The sequence below is a fragment of the Vibrio crassostreae genome, from assembly GCF_024347415.1.
In the GTDB taxonomy this organism is placed as follows: Bacteria; Pseudomonadota; Gammaproteobacteria; order Enterobacterales; family Vibrionaceae; genus Vibrio; species Vibrio crassostreae.
This window is the reverse complement of the sequence record NZ_AP025477.1, coordinates 1,277,455-1,296,999: the sequence shown is the minus strand read 5'-3', so window position 1 is coordinate 1,296,999 and position 19,545 is coordinate 1,277,455. Positions and strand designations below refer to the sequence as shown.

The 19,545-nt window shown below is 45.1% G+C and carries 15 protein-coding genes; 6 read left to right on the top strand and 9 right to left on the bottom strand.

Going from position 1 to position 19,545, the window contains the following annotated elements:
* Positions 1–9: 9 nt before the first annotated feature.
* Positions 10–966 (bottom strand): AAA family ATPase, encoded by a 957-nt coding sequence (locus OC193_RS21575; protein WP_048662416.1) that lies wholly within the window; start codon positions 964–966, stop codon positions 10–12.
* A gap of 456 nt (positions 967–1,422) precedes the next feature.
* Here OC193_RS21575 and OC193_RS21570 point away from each other — a divergent pair, with 456 nt between their 5' ends.
* Together OC193_RS21570 and OC193_RS21565 are read left to right on the top strand one after the other, a co-directional pair.
* Positions 1,423–3,339 carry a methyl-accepting chemotaxis protein gene (locus OC193_RS21570; protein ID WP_048662415.1) on the top strand — a complete coding sequence of 639 codons (1,917 nt, stop codon included), beginning with the start codon at positions 1,423–1,425 and terminating at the stop codon, positions 3,337–3,339.
* Between the two features lie 209 nt (positions 3,340–3,548).
* Positions 3,549–3,749 (top strand): restriction endonuclease subunit S domain-containing protein, encoded by a 201-nt coding sequence (locus OC193_RS21565; protein ID WP_017065689.1) that lies wholly within the window; start codon positions 3,549–3,551, stop codon positions 3,747–3,749.
* Between the two features lie 223 nt (positions 3,750–3,972).
* Here OC193_RS21565 and malK read toward each other — a convergent pair whose 3' ends face one another.
* Entirely contained in the window at positions 3,973–5,085 is a 1,113-nt protein-coding gene (gene malK, locus OC193_RS21560) for a maltose/maltodextrin ABC transporter ATP-binding protein MalK (protein ID WP_017060047.1), read from the bottom strand.
* Between the two features lie 665 nt (positions 5,086–5,750).
* On the opposite strand from malK, the gene malE reads away from it, so the two are divergent.
* From malE to malG, 3 genes are all read left to right on the top strand, one after another.
* Positions 5,751–6,935 carry a maltose/maltodextrin ABC transporter substrate-binding protein MalE gene (gene malE, locus OC193_RS21555; protein ID WP_048661042.1) on the top strand — a complete coding sequence of 395 codons (1,185 nt, stop codon included), beginning with the start codon at positions 5,751–5,753 and terminating at the stop codon, positions 6,933–6,935.
* A gap of 81 nt (positions 6,936–7,016) precedes the next feature.
* Positions 7,017–8,588, top strand: coding sequence for a maltose ABC transporter permease MalF (malF, locus tag OC193_RS21550; RefSeq protein WP_017060049.1), 1,572 nt, complete (start codon positions 7,017–7,019; stop codon positions 8,586–8,588).
* A gap of 11 nt (positions 8,589–8,599) precedes the next feature.
* Positions 8,600–9,490, top strand: coding sequence for a maltose ABC transporter permease MalG (gene malG, locus OC193_RS21545; protein ID WP_019822930.1), 891 nt, complete (start codon positions 8,600–8,602; stop codon positions 9,488–9,490).
* A 634-nt stretch (positions 9,491–10,124) separates the two neighbouring features.
* On the opposite strand, the gene OC193_RS21540 is transcribed toward malG, so the two are convergent.
* The 4 genes from OC193_RS21540 to OC193_RS21525 form a co-directional block, all read right to left on the bottom strand.
* Complete coding sequence (locus OC193_RS21540; protein WP_048661044.1) at positions 10,125–10,397, bottom strand: hypothetical protein; 273 nt, start codon at positions 10,395–10,397, stop codon at positions 10,125–10,127.
* A 233-nt stretch (positions 10,398–10,630) separates the two neighbouring features.
* The gene (locus OC193_RS21535) at positions 10,631–11,134 is read right to left on the bottom strand and encodes an acyl-CoA thioesterase (protein WP_019822926.1); all 504 of its coding nucleotides are present in this window, start codon (positions 11,132–11,134) and stop codon (positions 10,631–10,633) included.
* 407 nt (positions 11,135–11,541) lie between these two features.
* A complete protein-coding gene (locus tag OC193_RS21530; RefSeq protein WP_048662414.1) occupies positions 11,542–13,191 on the bottom strand; it encodes a peptide ABC transporter substrate-binding protein in 1,650 nt (549 codons plus the stop codon).
* Positions 13,192–13,384: 193 nt separating this feature from the next.
* Entirely contained in the window at positions 13,385–14,278 is an 894-nt protein-coding gene (locus OC193_RS21525; RefSeq protein ID WP_048661046.1) for a DMT family transporter, read from the bottom strand.
* A 98-nt stretch (positions 14,279–14,376) separates the two neighbouring features.
* Between OC193_RS21525 and OC193_RS21520 the strand changes: the two genes are divergently transcribed.
* Positions 14,377–15,165, top strand: a complete 789-nt coding sequence (locus OC193_RS21520; protein ID WP_048661047.1) for an AraC family transcriptional regulator — start codon at positions 14,377–14,379, stop codon at positions 15,163–15,165.
* A 298-nt stretch (positions 15,166–15,463) separates the two neighbouring features.
* On the opposite strand, the gene OC193_RS21515 is transcribed toward OC193_RS21520, so the two are convergent.
* The 3 genes from OC193_RS21515 to OC193_RS21505 form a co-directional block, all read right to left on the bottom strand.
* Entirely contained in the window at positions 15,464–15,673 is a 210-nt protein-coding gene (locus OC193_RS21515; protein WP_048662413.1) for a hypothetical protein, read from the bottom strand.
* Positions 15,674–15,875: 202 nt separating this feature from the next.
* Positions 15,876–17,009 carry a lipocalin-like domain-containing protein gene (locus OC193_RS21510; protein ID WP_048662412.1) on the bottom strand — a complete coding sequence of 378 codons (1,134 nt, stop codon included), beginning with the start codon at positions 17,007–17,009 and terminating at the stop codon, positions 15,876–15,878.
* Positions 17,009–19,543 (bottom strand): ABC transporter permease, encoded by a 2,535-nt coding sequence (locus OC193_RS21505; protein ID WP_048662411.1) that lies wholly within the window; start codon positions 19,541–19,543, stop codon positions 17,009–17,011. Before OC193_RS21505 ends, OC193_RS21510 begins: the two co-directional genes overlap by 1 nt.
* Positions 19,544–19,545: the final 2 nt, after the last annotated feature.

Sequence of the window (19,545 nt, the reverse complement as noted above, 5' to 3'; positions counted from 1 at the left end):
CGCGTATCCCTATGCGCTGCCAACCAACGAGATAAGGTGTGCGATCACTTGGTTTGCAGTGACCCCTTCAGCTTGTGCGTGGTAGCTGCGAAGCAGGCGGTGGCGCAATACAGGGAATGCCATCGCTTGCACGTCTTGTGGTGTGACATAATCGCGGCCAGCAAGCCAAGCGTGAGCGCGGGCACAACGGTCTAACGCGATGGTTGCACGCGGGCTGACACCCATGTCTAACCATTGATCAAGTTGGTCGCTGTATTGTTTAGGTTGGCGAGTCGCCATTACCAATCTGATGATGTACTGCTCAATGGTGTCTGCCATGTGAATGTTGAGTACTTCTTGGCGCGCTTCAAAGATCGTTTGCTGAGATATCTCTTGTGGCTGAACAGATTCGTTGCCTTGAGCTTCACCTCGGTTCAGGCGCAAGATCTCCAGCTCACTTTCCATGTCTGGGTATTCAACTTCAAGGTGAAGTAAGAAACGGTCTAGTTGGGCTTCTGGCAGGGGGTATGTGCCTTCTTGCTCAATCGGGTTCTGTGTTGCCATCACCAAAAACAGTTCAGGTAGCGCATAGGTTTTTCGACCGGCAGTGACTTGTTTTTCTGCCATCGCTTCCAACATAGCCGCTTGAACTTTCGCCGGAGCACGGTTGATCTCATCCGCTAGAATAAGCGAGTTGAAAATTGGGCCTGATTGGAAAGTGAACTCCCCTGTCTCTGGTCGGAAAATATCGGTACCAGTCAAGTCAGCAGGCAGTAAGTCTGGCGTAAATTGAATGCGGTGGAAATCTCCCTCAACACAGTCAGCCAGTGACTTTACGGCGCGGGTTTTTGCCAACCCTGGAGGTCCTTCAACGAGGATATGACCATCCGCTAAAAGGGCGATCATCAGTTGCTTAACGAGCTCTTTTTGACCAATGATTTGAGACTCTAGATAGTTTTGAAGGACTTCGAAATTTGTTTTGTGCATTTTGGACTCTCTGGGTATCCATTTGATTTTTATTTTGAGTATTGGTCACTGATTTCTAGGAAAAAGTTCCAGTACATTTGCGTAATTTATTTTTTCAAAATTGGAAAGATTTACAAGTGGTTAGCTAAAAACATCGTTAGGTTGTGATTATTACCATATCAATTGGTTTTTATATACAAAAGCTCGACGGTGGAGAGTGGTTTGAGTTCGGTTAGATCTGAGGGCTGAGAGCTAAAAATCGACTCTCGACAATGCGGTGTTTGTCTAGTTAATTCATGTTTAATGTGAATATTTTTAAATGTTACATCACATTTGCAATTTTTTGAGAGAAAAGTCTCTAGTTTTATTGGTTGTGGCCGATACATCACTCAGATTGTGCATTGCTTGTTGGAGTGCACTAAAAAAGTCCTGTTCAGGGTATACCAATAACGAGCGATTCTTTTTAAAGGTCCAAATATGTTTAAAACTAACTCTCTGAGTATCAAGCAAAAAGTTGTACTTGGAATTACCTTTGCGGTTCTTGCATCGACAGTGATTGTCGGCGCGATGGCACAACAACAAGCAAGAGATGTATTAAGCCATCGATTGATCGATATTGAACTTCCAGGAATGCTAGAGCGAATCAATGGCGAGATTGATCGTGAAGTGTCTCAGCTATTGCTAGCAGCGGAGCAAATTGCTTCAAATGAATTTATTTCTGATGCGATTGAATCGACCGATCGCGATCCTGCACTAGAGAACAAATTGGTCAAACAGCTGAATAATGTTCGTAACCAATATCAGTTAAACGATGCTTCAGTGGCGAACCGTCAAACGGCTTACTATTGGAACCAAAATGGTTTCCTGCGTCAGTTAAACCAACAGCAAGATGGTTGGTTCTTTGGCTTTACGCAATCTGGACAGCCGACTATGGTGAGCATGTTCCAAGAAGCCAATGGCGAAGTGAAGATGTTTGCTAACTACCAACAGCCTTCAGGTTTGGCGATGTCAGGTCTATCAAAATCGATGGATGACATGGTTAACCTACTCAATGGTTTTAAGATTGAGAATACAGGCTTCGTATTCTTAACCGATAGCCAAGGTGATGTTCAAATTCACCGTGAACGTTCACGCAGCGATTCTTCACTTCAACAACTTTACGGCCCTCAAGCCAGTCAGCTACTGAATAAGTCAGGCTTCAACTTGATTACCACTGAAAGCCAAGGCCAAGAGCTGTTCGTTGCGAGTTTATACGTGTCGTCGATGGACTGGTTTGTCATTGGTGTGGTACCAACAGGCGAAGTATTTGCTGAGCTAGATGAGACGGCACAAAAGATGCTGATCATGACGGCGGTTGTGGCATTAGCGTTTATCCTAATGGGTGTAGTACTGGCGAACAGCATTACTCAGCCGATTAAACTTTTGGCTAAGCGTTTCGGCGACCTAGGTGAAGGCGACGGTGACCTTGCGCAGCGTATCGAAGTGAAAGGCAATGATGAAATCGCTCAGCTTTCAAAAGGCTTCAATGGGTTCATTGAAAAGATTCATGAGTCGATGAAAGAGGTGTGTTCGACAAGCCAAGCGCTTCAAGTGGCAGCAGAGAGTGTTTCTAATAAAGCACATATCACCCATGACAACAGCCAAGAGCAACGTGATCAAACCCTTCAAGTGGTTGCTGCCATTAACCAAATGGGTATGACCATCAGCGAGATTGCATCGAACGCGGCAACCGCAGCTGAAACGGCAACACAAGCTTCGGGTAATACTGAAGTTGGCCGCTCTGTGGTTAACAAAGCAAAAGATGCGATTAGCCGTTTGGCGCAAGACATCGAAAGCACCGGGCAGGTAGTAGAGCAACTGGCTTCTACTACTCAAGATATTGGCTCTATTCTGGGTGTTATCCGCGATATTTCAGAGCAAACCAACTTACTTGCATTGAACGCTGCGATTGAAGCTGCGCGTGCCGGTGAGCAAGGTCGTGGGTTTGCAGTCGTTGCGGATGAAGTTCGTAACCTAGCAAGTCGTACTGCGGATTCAACGGAAGAGATTCAGAAGATGATCAACCAACTGCAAAGCGATGCGAAAGATGCGGTAACGGCAATGAGTGCAGGTAAGGTTATTACCCTTGAGGGTGTATCTGCATCGGATGAAGCGGTAGACGTATTAGGTGGTATCTCAGACCGTATCGTTGATATCACAGACCGTAACACTCAAGTGGCAACGGCAACGGAAGAGCAATCGACCGTGGTTCACACCATCAACCAGAACATTGAAGAGATCAACGCAATCAATGAAGTGACAACCGGTACTGCTGAGCAACTTGCAGAGGCGAGCCAAGAGCTTCGTGACTTGTCTTCTCGTCTAGATAAGATGGTTGGTTCGTTTAAGCTTTAACCCTTTCAAGCTGTAACATGGCTTAGATAGCGGCATAGACTAAGAGCTGGATTCATTTAATCATGAATCCAGCTCTTTTTATTTTGTGGTTTTGTTTCTTTCTAACTGACCTTAGCTTGATCTGGTTTCGGGCTTTGCTTTCAATCAACCTAGCATCACAGAGCGGAAATGAGTAAAATCTGATTAGGTTTAATATTTAGGTAAGTATCATGAGCGATTTTGAAAAAGAACTAGAGCAGATGACTCAAGAGATGGGCGATGAGCCTGAGGTAAAACTACCATCACTTGAAGAGCAAAAAGCAATTGTTGCGGAGTTCAAGCGATTAGAAGCGGAAGGCAAACTGACACCTGAAGTGTTAGAGAAGCATTTTGGCCAGTTCAATAAAACAAGTGATACGCCAATTCACTAAGTTTCAATTGAGCAAGCCTATATCTTTATCGGTTAGATAGGATGGCTTTTAGCTCAAACAGACAAAGGTCTAGTATTCGCTAGGCCTTTTTTGTTTTTATGCTGAACAGACAACGCGCGATCTGTTTAATGAAAGTAAAACTAGTCGTCTTAAATGAAAAATCCCCCTTACAAGGTAAGAGGGATTCGATATGGGCAAGTTATATCCTAAAAAGACGAACTGATTAGTCTGTGCCGTATTCTTTGTACAAACGACGACATGCGCGGCCATCGCTGTGGAACAGGTGACAACGGTGTGCTGGAATACCAATCGCCAACTTGTCACCTGATTCGATTTTCAACGTGTCTGGCTGGCGATAGATAACATCAGCATCGGCACTTTCAAGATTTAGGTAAACCTGAGTTTCGTTACCTAGTTTCTCTACCATCATCACGTCAGCTTCAATCGTCGCGTCACCTGATTCAGCAGACATCAAGTGTTCAGGGCGAATACCCAGAGACATACGATCGCCAGCATTAACTGTCGTCCCGTCAACAGGAATCCAGAAAGTCATGCCATTAGAAAGTTGTACCAACACGCGTTCTGCTTCAGCTTGCTCGATGTGAACTGACATGAAGTTCATCTTCGGCGAGCCAATAAAGCCCGCAACGAAACGGTTTTGAGGGTAGTGGTAAAGGTCAAGCGGCTTACCGACTTGAGATACATAACCACCATCAAGAACAACGATCTTATCCGCCATTGTCATCGCTTCCACTTGGTCGTGGGTAACGTAGATCATCGTGCAACCAAGTTGACGTTGTAGCTTAGTGATTTGTGAACGCATTTGAACACGCAGCGCAGCATCTAGGTTAGATAGCGGCTCATCCAGTAGGAATACGTTAGGTTGAGAAACTAGAGTACGACCAATCGCAACACGTTGACGTTGACCACCAGAAAGTGCTTTAGGTTGACGCTCAAGAAGGTGACCAAGCTGAAGGATTTCTGCAGCATGCTCAACACGCTTGTCGATTTCAGCTTTGTTTGCGTTTGCTAACTTAAGGCCGAAAGACATGTTGTCGTATAGGTTAAGGTGAGGGTAAAGCGCGTAAGATTGGAATACCATACCTACGCCACGCTTTGATGGCTCAACGTCGTTCATGCGTTGGTCGCCAATGTACAAATCACCAGACGTAATGTCCTCTAGACCTGCGATACAGCGTAATAGCGTCGATTTACCACAACCTGATGGTCCAACGAATACTACGAACTCACCTTCGTTGATGTCTAAGGTTACGTCCTTAGAAATCTGTACATCACCATATGATTTATAAACGTTTTTTAACGTGACACTCGCCATCTAGCTTGTCCTCGATCGATCAAATTTTAAGTTTTACTGCTTATCATTATAAGAAATTTTTGGGTCAGCAGTAACTGTAGGAATGGGTAAGTATTGAGTGAGTAAGAAAAAAGTGGGTGAGACTTGGCTTCTTTAACCAAGCCCACCCGTCATAGCCAAACTGATGTCCATTTCCCCCACATCCAGCTAAACCTCCCCCGTGATTCAATCACAGATTTAGCTCGATGCTAATAATAAGACACCAGCGAGCAGTGAAGCCAACTAAATGAATAATGCGTCAACGCATAACACTTGCCGGTAAAGGGTTCTTACTATCCACTCTTGGATGACTGCAGTTTCGGTGAATTAGCGTAAGGGTACATCCTCCTAATGGAAAATTAACTAGGGGGAGTAGGAGGGGAGGAGTAGATAAATGGGGTTATCCTCAATTGGCGATCCAGTTCAAATAAATCCACCACATAACGGTGATGTTGATCACGATGACTATACGTTTTGTGATTTCAGTCTCTAATCTGACCGGATGGCGATCACGAATTTAAGCCATAATAGCTAGGGCGTAGTGGCTAGGATGATGAGCTATGGTCTGTTTTCTCAGATCATAACCTCCGAAAACTGGCTCGTCTTGGTAGATGTGCCCTACGTATAAATATAAAAAGGATATTCACATGAAAAACGCTCTAAGCGCTGTAGCTCTAGGTACAATAGTTGCTCTGGGTTCTTTTGGTGCAAATGCTGCTATCGAAGAAGGACAACTAACAATCTGGGTAGGTGGTGACAAAGCTTATGAAGGCATGGCTGAAGTAGGTAAACGCTTCGAAGAAGATACTGGTGTTAAAGTAACCGTTGCTTTCCCTGATAAGCTAGAAGAGAAATTCCCTCAAGTAGCAGCAGCTGGCGATGGCCCAGACATGATCTTCTACGCTCATGACCGTTTTGGCGGCTATGCAGAAGCAGGGCTTCTTGTTGATATCAAACCTTCTAAAGAAACTAAAGAAGGTATCGTAGACTTCGCATGGGACGCTGTTTCATACGAAGGTAAAACAATCGCATACCCTGTAGCGGTTGAGTCAGTTTCACTAATCTACAACAAAGCACTTGTTCCTAACCCTCCTAAGTCTTGGGAAGAAATCCCAGCACTTGATGCTGAACTTAAAAAAGATGGCAAAAAAGCGATCATGTGGCCTCTACGTGGCGGCGCTTACTTCACATGGCCTCTACTTGCAGCTGACGGCGGTTACGCATTCAAACAGACTGCAGAAGGTTACGACATTAAAGATGCGGGCGTAGCGACTGACGGTGTTCAGAAGTCTCTAGGTTTCATCGAGAAGATGGTACAAGACAAAGTTATCTCTGCAGACATGGATTACTCAGTTGCTGAGTCTGAATTTGTTGCGGGTAATGTTGCAATGACAATTAACGGCCCTTGGGGTTGGGAAAACATCAAGAAAGCTGGCGTAGATTACGGCGTAACAACGTTACCTAAATTCAACGGTAAAGCGTCTAAACCTTTCGTTGGTGTATGGGCGGGTGGTATCAGCACTGCTTCTCCAAACCGCGACCTAGCTGTTGAGTTCATGGAAAACTACCTACTAACTGATGAAGGTATGAAGAGCCTAAACGACGACAAGCCACTAGGTGCAGTTGCTCTTAACTCTTTCCAACGTCAACTAGACAGCGATACTCGTATTGCAGCAACAATGGACAACGCGATGAACGGTGAAATCATGCCTAACATCCCTCAGTTCACAACATTCTGGTACAGCATGGAAGAAGCGATCGGCAACGTAGTTGACGGCCGTCAATCAGTAGACCAAGCACTAAAAGCTGCTGAAGGTCGCATGACTAAGTAACAACCAAGCACTACCTTTTAAGGAGGGGGTAACCTCTCCTTACTTTTCTATTTTTTATCTATATCGCTAGCAGGTTCCTCTATGCAGTCAGTTCAAGGTACAGATGCTATCCCAGCACCATCAAGCCTTCCAGGCAGTAAAAGCGTCTTCATCAAATGGGGGTTGCTTGGTAGCGTTGGCTTAATAAACGGCTACGCTACAATTCTAATGTATTCTCGCGGTGAGCTCGCTTTTGCGCTGCTTACAGTGATCTTAACGGCTTTGGCACTTTACATTTTTGGTAGTAAGAAAACTTACGCCCACCGTTATATTTACCCAGGTATTGCCGGAATGATCTTGTTCATTCTTTTCCCATTGGCATACACCGTAGGGCTTGCGTTTACTAACTACAGCGCGAAAAACCAGCTTTCTCTTGAGCGTACTCAAACCGTTCTTTTAGACCGTTCTTTCCAAAGCGGTGAGAGCTACCCATTTACTTTGTACAAGACAGATGATGGTCACCAGATCGTGGTTAAAGATGGCGACCAACTGTTAGCGACTGACGTATTTTCTCTAGACAATATGACAGAAACCGAGATGGACTTATCTGTCATCGAGTCTGCGCAAGGTGAAAAAGAGAAGATCAAAGCGATCATCCAAAACCGAGCAGCGATCAGTGGTGTTGATTTCAATCTACCGGACGGTGGTGACATCCGCATGAGTGGCTTACGTAAGTTTGCTTCTGTTGCTCCGCTTTACACCCTTCAAGACGATGAAGAAACGTTAATCAACAATGAAACGGGTGAAGTTCTCAAGCCAAATATGGATGTGGGTTTCTACCAGCCTGTTGATGCAAACGGTGAGTTTACGGGTAATACCATCTCTCCCGGTTTCGTGGTTAGCATTGGTACACATAACTTTGAGCGTGTATGGAAAGATGATGGCATTAAAGAACCATTTATCAGCATCTTTATTTGGACGGTTATCTTCTCGGTATGTACCGTAGCGTTCACGCTAGTTATCGGTCTTGTATTGGCTAACATCGTGCAATGGGAAGAGTTGAAAGGTCGTTCTATTTATCGTGTTCTACTGATTCTGCCTTACGCCGTCCCTGCGTTTATCTCGATTCTTATCTTTAAGGGTTTATTCAACCAAAGCTTTGGTGAGATCAACATGGTGCTAGAGAATATCTTCGGCTTAAGCCCTAACTGGTTCTCAGACCCGATTCTTGCGAAAACCATGGTGTTGATGGTTAACACATGGCTAGGTTTCCCTTACATGATGATTCTATGTATGGGTCTGCTTAAAGCGATTCCTGATGATTTATACGAAGCGTCAGCAATCGATGGTGCGAACTTCTTGGATAACTTTAAGCGCATTACGTTCCCATTGATGATTAAACCGCTTACACCGCTATTGATTGCAGCGTTTGCCTTTAACTTCAACAACTTCGTAATGATTCAACTATTGACGAACGGTGGCCCGAACATGATTGGTACTTCTGAGCCAGCGGGTTACACAGACTTGCTTGTAAGCTACACATACCGAATTGCATTCGAAGGCGGCGGCGGTCAAGACTTCGGTCTAGCAAGTGCTATCGCAACGCTTATCTTCCTATTGGTTGGTGCACTAGCGTTACTAAACCTTCGTTTCACTAAACTGTCTCAAGATTAAGGAGCACGACAATGGCTATGGTACAAGGTAAAGGCCTTAAATACCGAGTGTGGGCAACACATGCAGTGTTGTGGTGCTTCTTGGCAATGATTATCTTCCCACTACTGATGATCATCGCGATCTCGTTCCGTGAAGGTAACTTCGCAACCGGTAGTTTGATTCCAGATAACCCGTCATTGGAACACTGGAAGCTAGCATTAGGTATGTCAGTGACGAACGCAGATGGCTCGGTAACGTCACCTCCGTTCCCAGTACTGACTTGGTTGTGGAACTCGATCAAAGTGGCGGGTGTTACATCGATTTTAATCGTGGCACTGTCAACGACATCGGCTTACGCATTTGCTCGTATGCGCTTCAAAGGTAAAGAAACTATCCTGAAAGCGATGATGATTTTCCAAATGTTCCCAGCAGTACTGGCTCTAGTAGCAATCTACGCGCTGTTTGACAAACTTGGTCAATACATTCCGTTCTTAGGCTTGAACACACACGGTGGTCTAATCTTCTCTTACCTAGGTGGTATTGCACTGCACGTATGGACGATTAAGGGTTACTTTGAAACGATTGATAACTCTCTGGAAGAGGCAGCAGCCCTTGATGGTGCAACGCCTTGGCAAGCATTCAGACTGGTTCTACTACCGTTGTCTGTGCCAATCCTAGCGGTTGTGTTTATCCTGTCATTTATCGCAACAGTTGGTGAAGTACCAGTAGCATCTATACTACTTACAGATGTGAACTCTTACACACTAGCAGTAGGTATGCAGCAATACCTATACCCTCAGAACTACCTATGGGGTGACTTTGCGGCAGCGGCTGTACTATCAGCACTTCCGATTACTATCGTGTTCTTACTTGCTCAACGTTGGTTAGTTGGCGGTTTGACGGCAGGTGGTGTAAAAGGATAAGCTGTACTCTATAAGAAAGAAAAAGAGCGACCGTTAGGTCGCTCTATATTGGCATTTTTATTACATCATTTGGTTTGGCCGCCGATCAGTAATAAAAATAACCCTCAGGTTACGCATAGCTGGCTACTAATCAGGTTCCTTACGCTATTAATGATTAGTGGTTTTTGTAACTCTAACCCAGGTATTTACTTGGGTTTTTTTATGCCCGCTACTTTTTTTGTCTTTGTGTCTGCTTTACTCGTCAACTCTTGTACCCATCACCGTTATTGTGCTGATAAGCGCTTTAATATTAAAAGCTTCGAGTCACTTCTCTCCTACACCTTTCTTGACTCATTCCTCTTACTTGAAGGCGTGAACGAGTCTCACAAATCAGACACTCAGTATAAGGGGCTGTTGATCTATTGATATATTGCTAATAATCCAATGCGTGATACTTCAATGATTTGTATGCAACAAATGATGAAATTGCACAGAAAGTGCATATAGAAACGGGATGTGGCTGTGAGTTTTAAATGGTTATAACTCAGGGTTATGAAACTACACTGGAGTTATAGTTGAGAGCTAATGATCAAAACGCCGGGCTGGATGAACATAGAATGGGTAGCTACAGAATGTGGATAATGAGTTCTAGCTGCTAGAACTCTTTGCTCGAAGGTGCGCAACCTAAATGCTGCAGTAATACATAGATGCTCTCTTGATCGAGTGCGACACGACGAAACAGATCCGCAAACGTTGGGTCGCCGCCGAAGCACGTCTGGATATAGTGGTTGATTTCATTGCTGTCGTAGCCTTCGACGTACAAAGTTCTAACCCATTGATACTCAACAGCCTTCAAATTGTTCAGTGTAGATTCGCTAAGAGTGGGGCGTGTGACGCTCAAGTGTGGCTCCGGGAAATTTAAGTACATCCATTATGATTGGCGGTATTTAATCAGAGCAAAATGACGACTTTATTACAGTCAAAATAAATCAGTGAACAAATACCGATTCATTGCCACCTTTGGCTGGGTATCACGCTCTTATTGTCTGTATTGGGTGTGCAGCGGATTTGGCTGTGTAGAGCACGAAGGTATCAAATAGATCAATGCCAAGCAGGTGCTTGGCATTGTAATAGGGTTTGTAGGGGAGGAGCTGGTGGACCTTACTTAAGGTACTTCACGTGAGCTTCCATCTCTTCACCAATCTGTTTTCGCATGTTCATTAAGCGAATAGCCGAATCTCGTAATTCGATGTCTTCTGGCGTCTCTGGTATCCACTCTGGCACTTTAGTCGGGTTACCATTCTCATCGACAGCGACCATAATAACGATACAGTGAGTTGTTAGGCGGTTATTGAGCTCTTTAGGGTCGCTGGCTTGCACGTCGATAGCGATATGCATTGAAGATGAACCTGTATAGATGACCTTTGCACTTACTTCCACAAGGTTGCCTACGTGAATTGGAGCAACGAATCGAATTCCGCCTGCATAAGCTGTTATACAGTATTTACCGCTCCACCCTGCGGAACAAGCGTAGGCTGCTAAATCGATCCACTTCATTGCTGCCCCACCATGAACTTTACCACCAAAGTTCACATCCCCGGGTTCAGCTAAAAAACGCAGAGTAACGTCTCGTTTGCCATCTTGTCGGCTATTGCTACTGCTCATCTATCTTCCTTCATTATTATTTTGCTGCATAACATGCTTGTTACTTACTAATAACAATATACTTAAGATGACATAAGTTAAAGCGGATAATCTCACGGTTAAGACAATTTTTTTCAAACAGATGATCAGTTGATGAATATCGGTGTTTAAAGGTGTATGAGGCGAATGGCAAACATGGATGAAGTCATAGCAAGCAAAAGATTAGAAATACTGATTAAGTCACTAGATAGGTCGATTACAAAAAAAACACCTAGCGCAATGCTAGGTGTTTCTAAGCCGTGTGGTACTCATGTCGGTACCTTTTTTGTGTTAGCCAACTAACCGCTGTTGATTTGGTTTAGTTAAAGTGACTGTATCTTAGTTACTACTAAAGTGGTAGCTATTATTGTTTTCTTATCAGCTCACTTTTACTGTTTTACAAAGTATAGATCCTTCGCGTAGATATTTCCTTTCGGATTATTGTTTGGGAAGCCCTTTAGTGTATTTCGCACTAATCGTGTGTGGTTGTAATGATATAAAGGCATAACTGCTGCAGAATCGTTGAGTAACGACTCAGCATGCTGATATAAAGCAAAGCGTTTAGACTGATCTTCCGTTTTACTCGCTTGCTGTAAGAGCTCATCATAATCTGGATTACAGTAGCCACTCTCATTTGCTGTGTGGTCACAAGTGAAGGCTTCTAACAGTGCAGAAGGCTCTGGATAGTCACCAAATGCCCATGAGCGAGCCAGCTGATAGTCGCCACTCCCTTTCGCTGCAACATAGGCTTTCCATTCCATGTTCTCCAACTCAATTTTTACGCCAAGTGGCTTCCACATCGATGCAATCGCGATCGCTATCTTTTTATGATTCTCACTGGTGTTGTACGTAAGGGTAAACTTGAGAGGCTTGTTTTCGTTGTATCCCGCTTCTTCAAGTAGAGCTTTGGCTTTGGTTAAACGCTGCTCGCTGTCTAGAGAATTGAATTCGGATAAAGGCGCTGTGTAGTCAGGAATATTATTCGGCGTCACGCTGTATGCTTCTGGCTCACCTTGACCTGTAACTTTCTCGACCAGAATCTCACGATTGACGGCCATGCTCAGTGCTTGGCGTACTCTGACGTCATCAAACGGCGCTTGACGTGTATTGAATGAATAGACGTAAGAGCCTAGTAGAGCTTGCGCTTTGATCTGCTCAGGGCTTTCTTGGATTAATTTCTGGTAGTACTCAAGCTGAACGCGATTGGTCATATCAATTTCACCCGCTTGATAACGGATAAGCTCAGCATTTTGAGATGATAAGCCCAAATAGGTCACCTTGTTGATGATTGTCGATGTGTTATCCCAATAATTTGGATTCCTCTCGACTTCAACGTATTCGTTGGGCACCCATTTACTCAAAGTGTAAGCACCGTTGGTCGCGATATTTTCTGCGCGAGTCCATTGGTCGCCTTTCTCTTGAACCAACTCAGCAGGCAAAGGGAAAAAGGTCTTGATGCTCATTAAACTCATAAAGTAGGGCGTAGGTTTTGAAAGTGAAATCTCAACCGTGCGCTCATCTAATGCTTTGATGCCAAGCTTAGAGGGATCTCTATCTCCTGATAGAATCTCGCTAGCGTTCACTATGTTAGCCGTAGAAAAAACAAAACCCGTGTTATTACCTGTTTTCGGAGACACCGCGCGCTGCCAACCAAACACAAAATCAGACGCTGTGACTGGATCGCCATTTGACCATTTGAGGTTCTCTTTCAATACAAACGTCACGGTTTTGCCGTCTTTGCTGATAGACCACTCTTTGGCTTGCCCTGGGATGATTTGCCCGTCACTGTTCTCAATCACAAAGCCTTCAAACATATCATTGACGATGATGTCACCGGGCATGCCTGAATTTACGAAGCTAGGATCTAGTGTGTTGGGCTCTGCACCGTTGCCGCGTACAAAATGTTGTTCCTCAGCTAATAGTTCTTCAGCTAATGGTGCATTAGTATTAGCAGGAGCAGGAGCAGTGGCAGCAAAGCTTGAAGCAGATGACAAAGCAAGTAGAGACGAGATGATCACAGGGATCGTTGGTTGAGTCATTGTAATTCCTTTTACAACTTAAACAGTACTCAATGCATTAAACCTGAGTCGGTAACATGTTGCAACCACAATGAACGCGTATTAAAAGCATTTGAAAGACTTGTGAATAAAACAACAGTGCCTACTTCGGAGTAGGCACAGTAAGAAAAGTGAGTTTGAATATTTGCCCTAAAGTGAGCGTTGGATGATGCGTTTAGCTTTGTTGAGGGAGAGGAGCCTCAAGCCTTGGTTTTCTTTTAATTTGAGCAAGAATGACACCTGAAATCACCATCACACCGCCAATGATGTGGAACTGGTTAATTTCTTCGCCAAGCCATGTCGCAGCTAATACGATCGCAACAACCGGAAGCAAGTTCATGAACATCGCGCTTGAGTCAGCACCAATGGTGTCAATCGCTTTCACCCACATCCAAGGTGCTAAAATCGAAGCGGCAACTGCGGCGTAAGCAATCAATGGGATCGCTTGTTGCGGTGGTAAAAGTTGTTCGCTGGTAAGCCAAAGTGGCGTAAGCATCGCGACAGCAAACAGACCCTGAATGTAAATCACCACCCAGCTACTGATTGGCATTTTCCAGCGTTTCAAGAGCACACAGTAAGAAGCATAAACAAAGGCCGCAATCAGCATATAGCCATCGCCTTGGGTCAATTCTTGATGGATGAAGAACAAAGGATCGCCTTTACCTAACATCAGAGCTAAGCCTGACAGTGACAACACACCACCCACAATACTCAAACTAGAAATGGACTTATGCAACAAAGGAACGCTCAGAAATACACTGATCAACGGGACTAAAGACGTGATCAATGCCATGTTTGAAGCGGTTGTGGTTAAGCCTGCGTAGTAACCTAGAGATTGGTTCAACACCATGCCCAAAAAGCCGAGGAACGCTAATTTCGATAGGTTTGGCTTAATGACAGCCCACTGCTTCATCACCGGGCGAATACAGAAAGGCGTGAGAATTAACATCGCAAAAAACCAGCGGTAAAAACTCATCGCGCTAGGTTCTATGGTGCTTGCAGCAAGCTTGTTGACGATTGCATTGGCGCCCCAGATACAGACTGTAAAAAATGGTAAGAGATAATGCATGTGAATTCCGTCGCAAATGAGTTGATGCGGCTAGTTTGACAGGTCGTTATACTTACAAGTATCTTTAGAAAGACATCAGGCGCGATAGGAAGACAAGTTTGAAAAAACAGTCCAGAAACCTTCATCCATCCTTATCAATTGATAAGGCACCATCCAACGTATTTATGAATTTTGAAGCGTTTCTTTCGAACACTGAAACTCGAGTTCATAGCCACTCATGGGGACAGGTCCAGTTGATCAGTGGCGGTATATTAGAGATGGAAGCGGAAAGCACCCGATTTCTAGCGCCACCACATTTGGCGATTTGGGTACCGGCCGGGGTGATGCATTGCAGTTATAACCGTAAGCCTTTGGACTACTGTTCGCTAAATATCGCCCCAGAGCTAACGCAACATCTGCCAGAAAAAACCAGTCTTATAAAGATCACGCCGATTGTGTCTTCGATCATCGATGACTTTCGCGAGCGTGGAATAAATGTTGCGGAAACAGAACAAGATCAAAGGCTTGTCCAGGTACTGCTTGACCAACTTGCGCAACGTGAGGTTGAACACCACTTTTTACCTTCGACCGACAATAAGTACCTAGCGCCTATATTGGCATCTGTTGAAGAAAACCCAACAGACGAAGTGACGCTGAAAGATTGGGCTGAACGTGTTCACACCACGGAAAGAACTCTTTCTCGCCACTGCCAGACGGAGCTTGGAATGAGCTTTACAGAGTGGCGATTGCGTGTCCGCTATCTGTACTCGATGGACTTGTTAAGAAACGGCCAATCGGTCAAAGAGGTCGCTCTTACATTGGGCTATAACCAAGCAAGCCCATTTATCACCATGTTCAAACGTTACGCGAACCAAACGCCGGAACAGTATAAAAACCGTTTGTTGTAGCTCGTTGTTGTTTCTAAAAGAAATTATTTTTCAACTAGTTAGTGATTAGGTAGCTCATAAGTGAATAGATACACCATAAGTGAATAGATACACCATAAGTGAATATGTGCAGTATGAGCTTATGGAATCGCCCCTAATAGCCCATATATTTCGCTCTGTTGTTCGGTGACATCCTCATAGTGTTGGTTTAATAGAGCGCTGTTGCTGCCGACCTTGAACAGTATGTACGTTTCTCCGTCGACCTCGAACCAATTGAACGTTCCATGCTGGTTATACGTGGTCATTGTTCTGTTTATCTTCATGAGATATACATCAGCAGTGCAAGACATGCAGACGTACATAAGCCAAAGAAAGAAAAGAAAAACCACGAGCCCGATACTGTTTTTTCTTTTCCTACCTCTTCATTACTTTGCTGCCAACCAAGTTCACTAACCTGAGCCTTTGTAAGGTTTAAGTCGAGTTTCTCTATGTATCTGTTGAGTTCGTCATTGTGTACTGAGCTAATCATGTTCTATCTCCCATAAGCATTTGATTGGTATTTTAGGGGAGCTCATAGTTTGGTTAAATTAGATATTTTTCAACAGGCGTTAAGGTAAATAGAACGTTGAGAATGCAAAAAGCCTTCGCTGTGGAAGCTTTGGTTGAAATGGTTTAGTTCATGGCTATCGCGATGTATTTGTTGTTAGATTCCACCTTTATTAATACACGACTTAATATCCCGTCAATTCCATATAGCCAGAGCCGGAATGAGAACCTTTGATCTTAATTGGCCCTTCCCAATAGGGAACTGACAGCGGCATTTTGGAATTAGGATTGAGTGCTGAGACGGTCAGTTCGATTTGTTGCGTTGGAATCGAAACTTGCCACTCTGTTGGGTAGTCACGCCCATCGATTTCCGTTTGCTTGATGGCGCTTAAGCTGATGTCTTGCTGCTTAATCGTGATGCCGGAGCCATCTTGATTCATCAACCTCGCATGGGAGTAACTGGCTTTGCCTGTTGTTGAGTTGCGAAGTTGAAACACCACCAAGCTGGTTTCATCACTCAGCCTTAGCGCAAACCAATCCCAACCTTGTTGCGAGTCGAGTAAGAACTGCGAGCTCCATTCTCTGTCTATCCAGCCTTTTCCAGAAACCTGATGGGTCACGCCATCAATCGTCACGTTACCCGATACATCGATAAATGGTTGGCTGTAGTAATAGGAAGCCACTTTTCCGTCGCTACTTTTGGTGCTGTAGCCTTGTTCACCCTGTTTTTGATAGGGAGTGTCGCTGGTGAGTGTCAACGAGTAGCCAAACTGTTCTGAGTTTGCGTTCAACGTGGCAGGGAATAGATCATTGCTTGATGAGTTCCACTGCCAGTCATCAAGATAGACTCGAAATGGTGAAGCATCAACTCCCGCCAATTCTGCTTGATCGCGCGACCATTTTTCATCGGCATAATGTTTGTCTTCGGTGGTGACAGCACTATGCGCCATATAGATCTGGTGGCTTTGCCATGCGGTTAGCTTGCTTTGTTCGGCGTTATCTTCTGGCGCTGCGGCAAAGCGGAACTGTGTCCATTGCACGCCCAGTTCATTGCCATTTTCATCAGTGAGGTTAGCGGTTAAGTACCACCATTCATGGCGAAAGCTCGGGTGCGCTTGGTGGTCTGCAGGGAAAGTGATGTCTACGCCTCTAACTACGGGAGTGAATTGATCATTCTGTTTTTGCTCACTGTTACCTCCAAGTATTGAACCCATGTTTTGAGCGGAATTTGGATCGGCTTTGTCACAACCCCATAGAGACAGTAGGCTAAGTAAGAGAACAGACAGTTTGATTAATTTACTCTTCATATCAATGTTCATCACAATACCTCACTTTGTAAGCTAGATACCACAGGTTTACTGACCAAGCGCCATAGGGGGATGAGTGTCGCAATCACAGCTACAACAATCGTGATGAAGGAAATGCTGAGCGCATCGCTCCAATTCCACTGGTAATTTAAGCTCCAACCGAATGCACGCAGGGTAACGATGTCTGTTAACACGTAGCCCACCATCGCACCGAGTGGTAAGGCGATAATCAGAGTAAAGGTGACCAGAACTATGATTTGCCCGACCACCATCGCCATCAGTTTTCGCTGACTAACACCGAGTGCATACAACCTTGCAATAGCGGCTTTGCGTGCGTCGAGCAACATGAAACAGGCGCAGAACAACCCAATCACCGCCACCATTAATGTGACGCCATTAAGCGCCCGAGTGATGGCAAAAGTTTGTGAGAATATATCTAAAGCGATCGATTTGATCTGCGCTTGATCGTAAAGCTGGCTAGGGTGCAAATTGAGTTGTTGGCGTAGTTGTTCGTACATCACTTGTGGGTCGCCAGAGACTTTGATCCCCAAGCTAGTGGGTAGGTCAGTAAAGCCGCTTTCAAGCCATAAATCAGGTGCAAGCAACACTTCGCCATTCGGTGAGCCGTAATCGTGGAAAATCGCCCCGACGATGAGTGTTTTGTCTTGGATCGCGTCGAGCTTTAGTAGGCTTCCAAGGGACAAGCCGAGCTTCACCGCTGTAGGTTCGCTGATCGCCACGAATTCACCTTGGTAAAAGCGCGTCCAGAAATCATCAACGTGGGATTGGAACACCATGGTTTGCTCAAGTGTGTCTTTGTCTTTAGTGCCGAGCAAAGTAGGTAAGCCCTGCAAGTTATCGTCGACATAATATTGCTTATAAACGGTTCCAACATTTTCAAACTGCTCTAACGCGCGCTCTACATTCGCGATTTCACCTTGGGCAGGGCTAACGTAAATATCGGCATGTAAGCGCTGTTCAAGCCATTGCTTTAACGTGGATTCAAAACTGCCGACTAAGGTATTCATTCCCATATTGGCGGTAACAGCAAGAAGCAGCGCCATCATGGCAAGGGAAAGAGGGGAGATCAGCTCACGCAGTTCAGCAAACAGATATTGTATTAAGCCTGATTGGGCGCGCTTTTCGCTCCAACTCGCTAGCACACTTAGGGTTTTCGGTAGATACAAGGGAATCGACACCACTAACACACCGAGCCAGGCCATAGTGAACCGATGGTGTTCGCTCAGCCATAACCCTGCTAACGCGAGAATGGTTAATACTGCCCCGATGACAAACAGCTGATTTTCGTTAGACGTTTCCGGCGCTTGATAGAAACCGCCATGGGAGGAGAGTGGTTGTCGCACCCGCTGTTTAAAGTGCTGCCAACAAGCAATAAGCGTTGCGGCCAACGTGAGTAATAGTGCCTGCACTAACCATTGCCACTGCCATGTGCCGGGCAGCAGTGTTGCACCATAAAGTTGCTCAAGCGTTATCGCGACGGTGGGATGCAGCCAATGGCTGAGTTGAATACCGAGAATGAATCCAAGCGAAGCGCCCAGTGTGACTAAAAGAATCAGCTCGACTAACAGAGCTGAAAATACGATGCTTGGTGCAATCCCGGCTTGTTGGATTTGCACCAACAGTCGATTACGTTTCAGCAAACTGTACTTCACACCATTGTAAGCGATGAACAGGCCAACCAAAAACGCTAACAAACTCATGGCGGTGAGGTTAAGGTGAAAGCTATCGGTAATTGAACCGAGATCCGTGCTTTGGTTGTTGGGTATCCATTGCCCTTGCTTGCCAATAAGGCTTTGCCATTTATCCTGAGTATTGCTGTTCGTGTCGCTCTTAGTGTCAAAAATAGCGATATAGCTCAGTTGCCCTTGCTTGTTAAGCAGTTGCTGAGCGAACCCAATATCCATCAACATTCGGCTACCGAGCTGCCATTCATCTGGCAATACCACGACTTTGGTGAGCACTTCATCCAAAGTGAGTGTGTCTACTTCTCCCAAGTTCTGGTGTTGCGACTGGCTCATCATCACAATGGGTTCACCCGATAAGAGTTGCGGCAAAGGTAAGGCATTGTCGAACAGGGAAATGTTTGGCTCTTTGGTTTGAGTATTGCTTTTTTCGTCGATGCGAGAGTGGCGAGCTCTTGAAGTGAGGGCGGCGATTAGCTCACTGCCTTGAACTGACCAGCGTCGGCCTTGTTCGTCTCTTACTCGTCCTTCAATCACGGGCAGCGCTGTGCTTAATCCACTTTGTCTTAAGTTGAAGTAAAGCGATTCTGATAAATAGTTTTGCCCTGCTGGTGGAATGATAAGGTTCTGAGCTTGAGCGCTAAGTTGCTCGGTCGATTCTGCATAACTGCGCTTGGCATTGAGGTTAATGGCTTGCACCGCGACAAACAAGGTGACCGCTAACACAATGCCGATCAGAATCGCTGCGGCTTGCAATGGTGATTGGCGATAGTGTGCCGCGAATAGGTTCAGAGTCAGTTTGGTATGGGTGAGCTGGTTCTGAGCGAAGCCAGTTTGCTTCATTG

Bases quoted from the DNA above. Each gene is read 5' to 3' on its own strand.
- OC193_RS21540 (WP_048661044.1), bottom strand. From the start codon at position 10,397: ATGTACTTAAATTTCCCGGAGCCACACTTGAGCGTCACACGCCCCACT.
- malK (WP_017060047.1), bottom strand. From the start codon at position 5,085: ATGGCGAGTGTCACGTTAAAAAACGTTTATAAATCATATGGTGATGTA.
- OC193_RS21505 (WP_048662411.1), bottom strand. From the start codon at position 19,543: ATGAAGCAAACTGGCTTCGCTCAGAACCAGCTCACCCATACCAAACTG.
- OC193_RS21510 (WP_048662412.1), bottom strand. From the start codon at position 17,009: ATGAACATTGATATGAAGAGTAAATTAATCAAACTGTCTGTTCTCTTA.
- malF (WP_017060049.1), top strand. From the start codon at position 7,017: ATGCAGTCAGTTCAAGGTACAGATGCTATCCCAGCACCATCAAGCCTT.
- OC193_RS21515 (WP_048662413.1), bottom strand. From the start codon at position 15,673: ATGATTAGCTCAGTACACAATGACGAACTCAACAGATACATAGAGAAA.
- OC193_RS21530 (WP_048662414.1), bottom strand. From the start codon at position 13,191: ATGACTCAACCAACGATCCCTGTGATCATCTCGTCTCTACTTGCTTTG.
- malE (WP_048661042.1), top strand. From the start codon at position 5,751: ATGAAAAACGCTCTAAGCGCTGTAGCTCTAGGTACAATAGTTGCTCTG.
- OC193_RS21525 (WP_048661046.1), bottom strand. From the start codon at position 14,278: ATGCATTATCTCTTACCATTTTTTACAGTCTGTATCTGGGGCGCCAAT.
- malG (WP_019822930.1), top strand. From the start codon at position 8,600: ATGGCTATGGTACAAGGTAAAGGCCTTAAATACCGAGTGTGGGCAACA.
- OC193_RS21535 (WP_019822926.1), bottom strand. From the start codon at position 11,134: ATGAGCAGTAGCAATAGCCGACAAGATGGCAAACGAGACGTTACTCTG.
- OC193_RS21575 (WP_048662416.1), bottom strand. From the start codon at position 966: ATGCACAAAACAAATTTCGAAGTCCTTCAAAACTATCTAGAGTCTCAA.
- OC193_RS21570 (WP_048662415.1), top strand. From the start codon at position 1,423: ATGTTTAAAACTAACTCTCTGAGTATCAAGCAAAAAGTTGTACTTGGA.
- OC193_RS21565 (WP_017065689.1), top strand. From the start codon at position 3,549: ATGAGCGATTTTGAAAAAGAACTAGAGCAGATGACTCAAGAGATGGGC.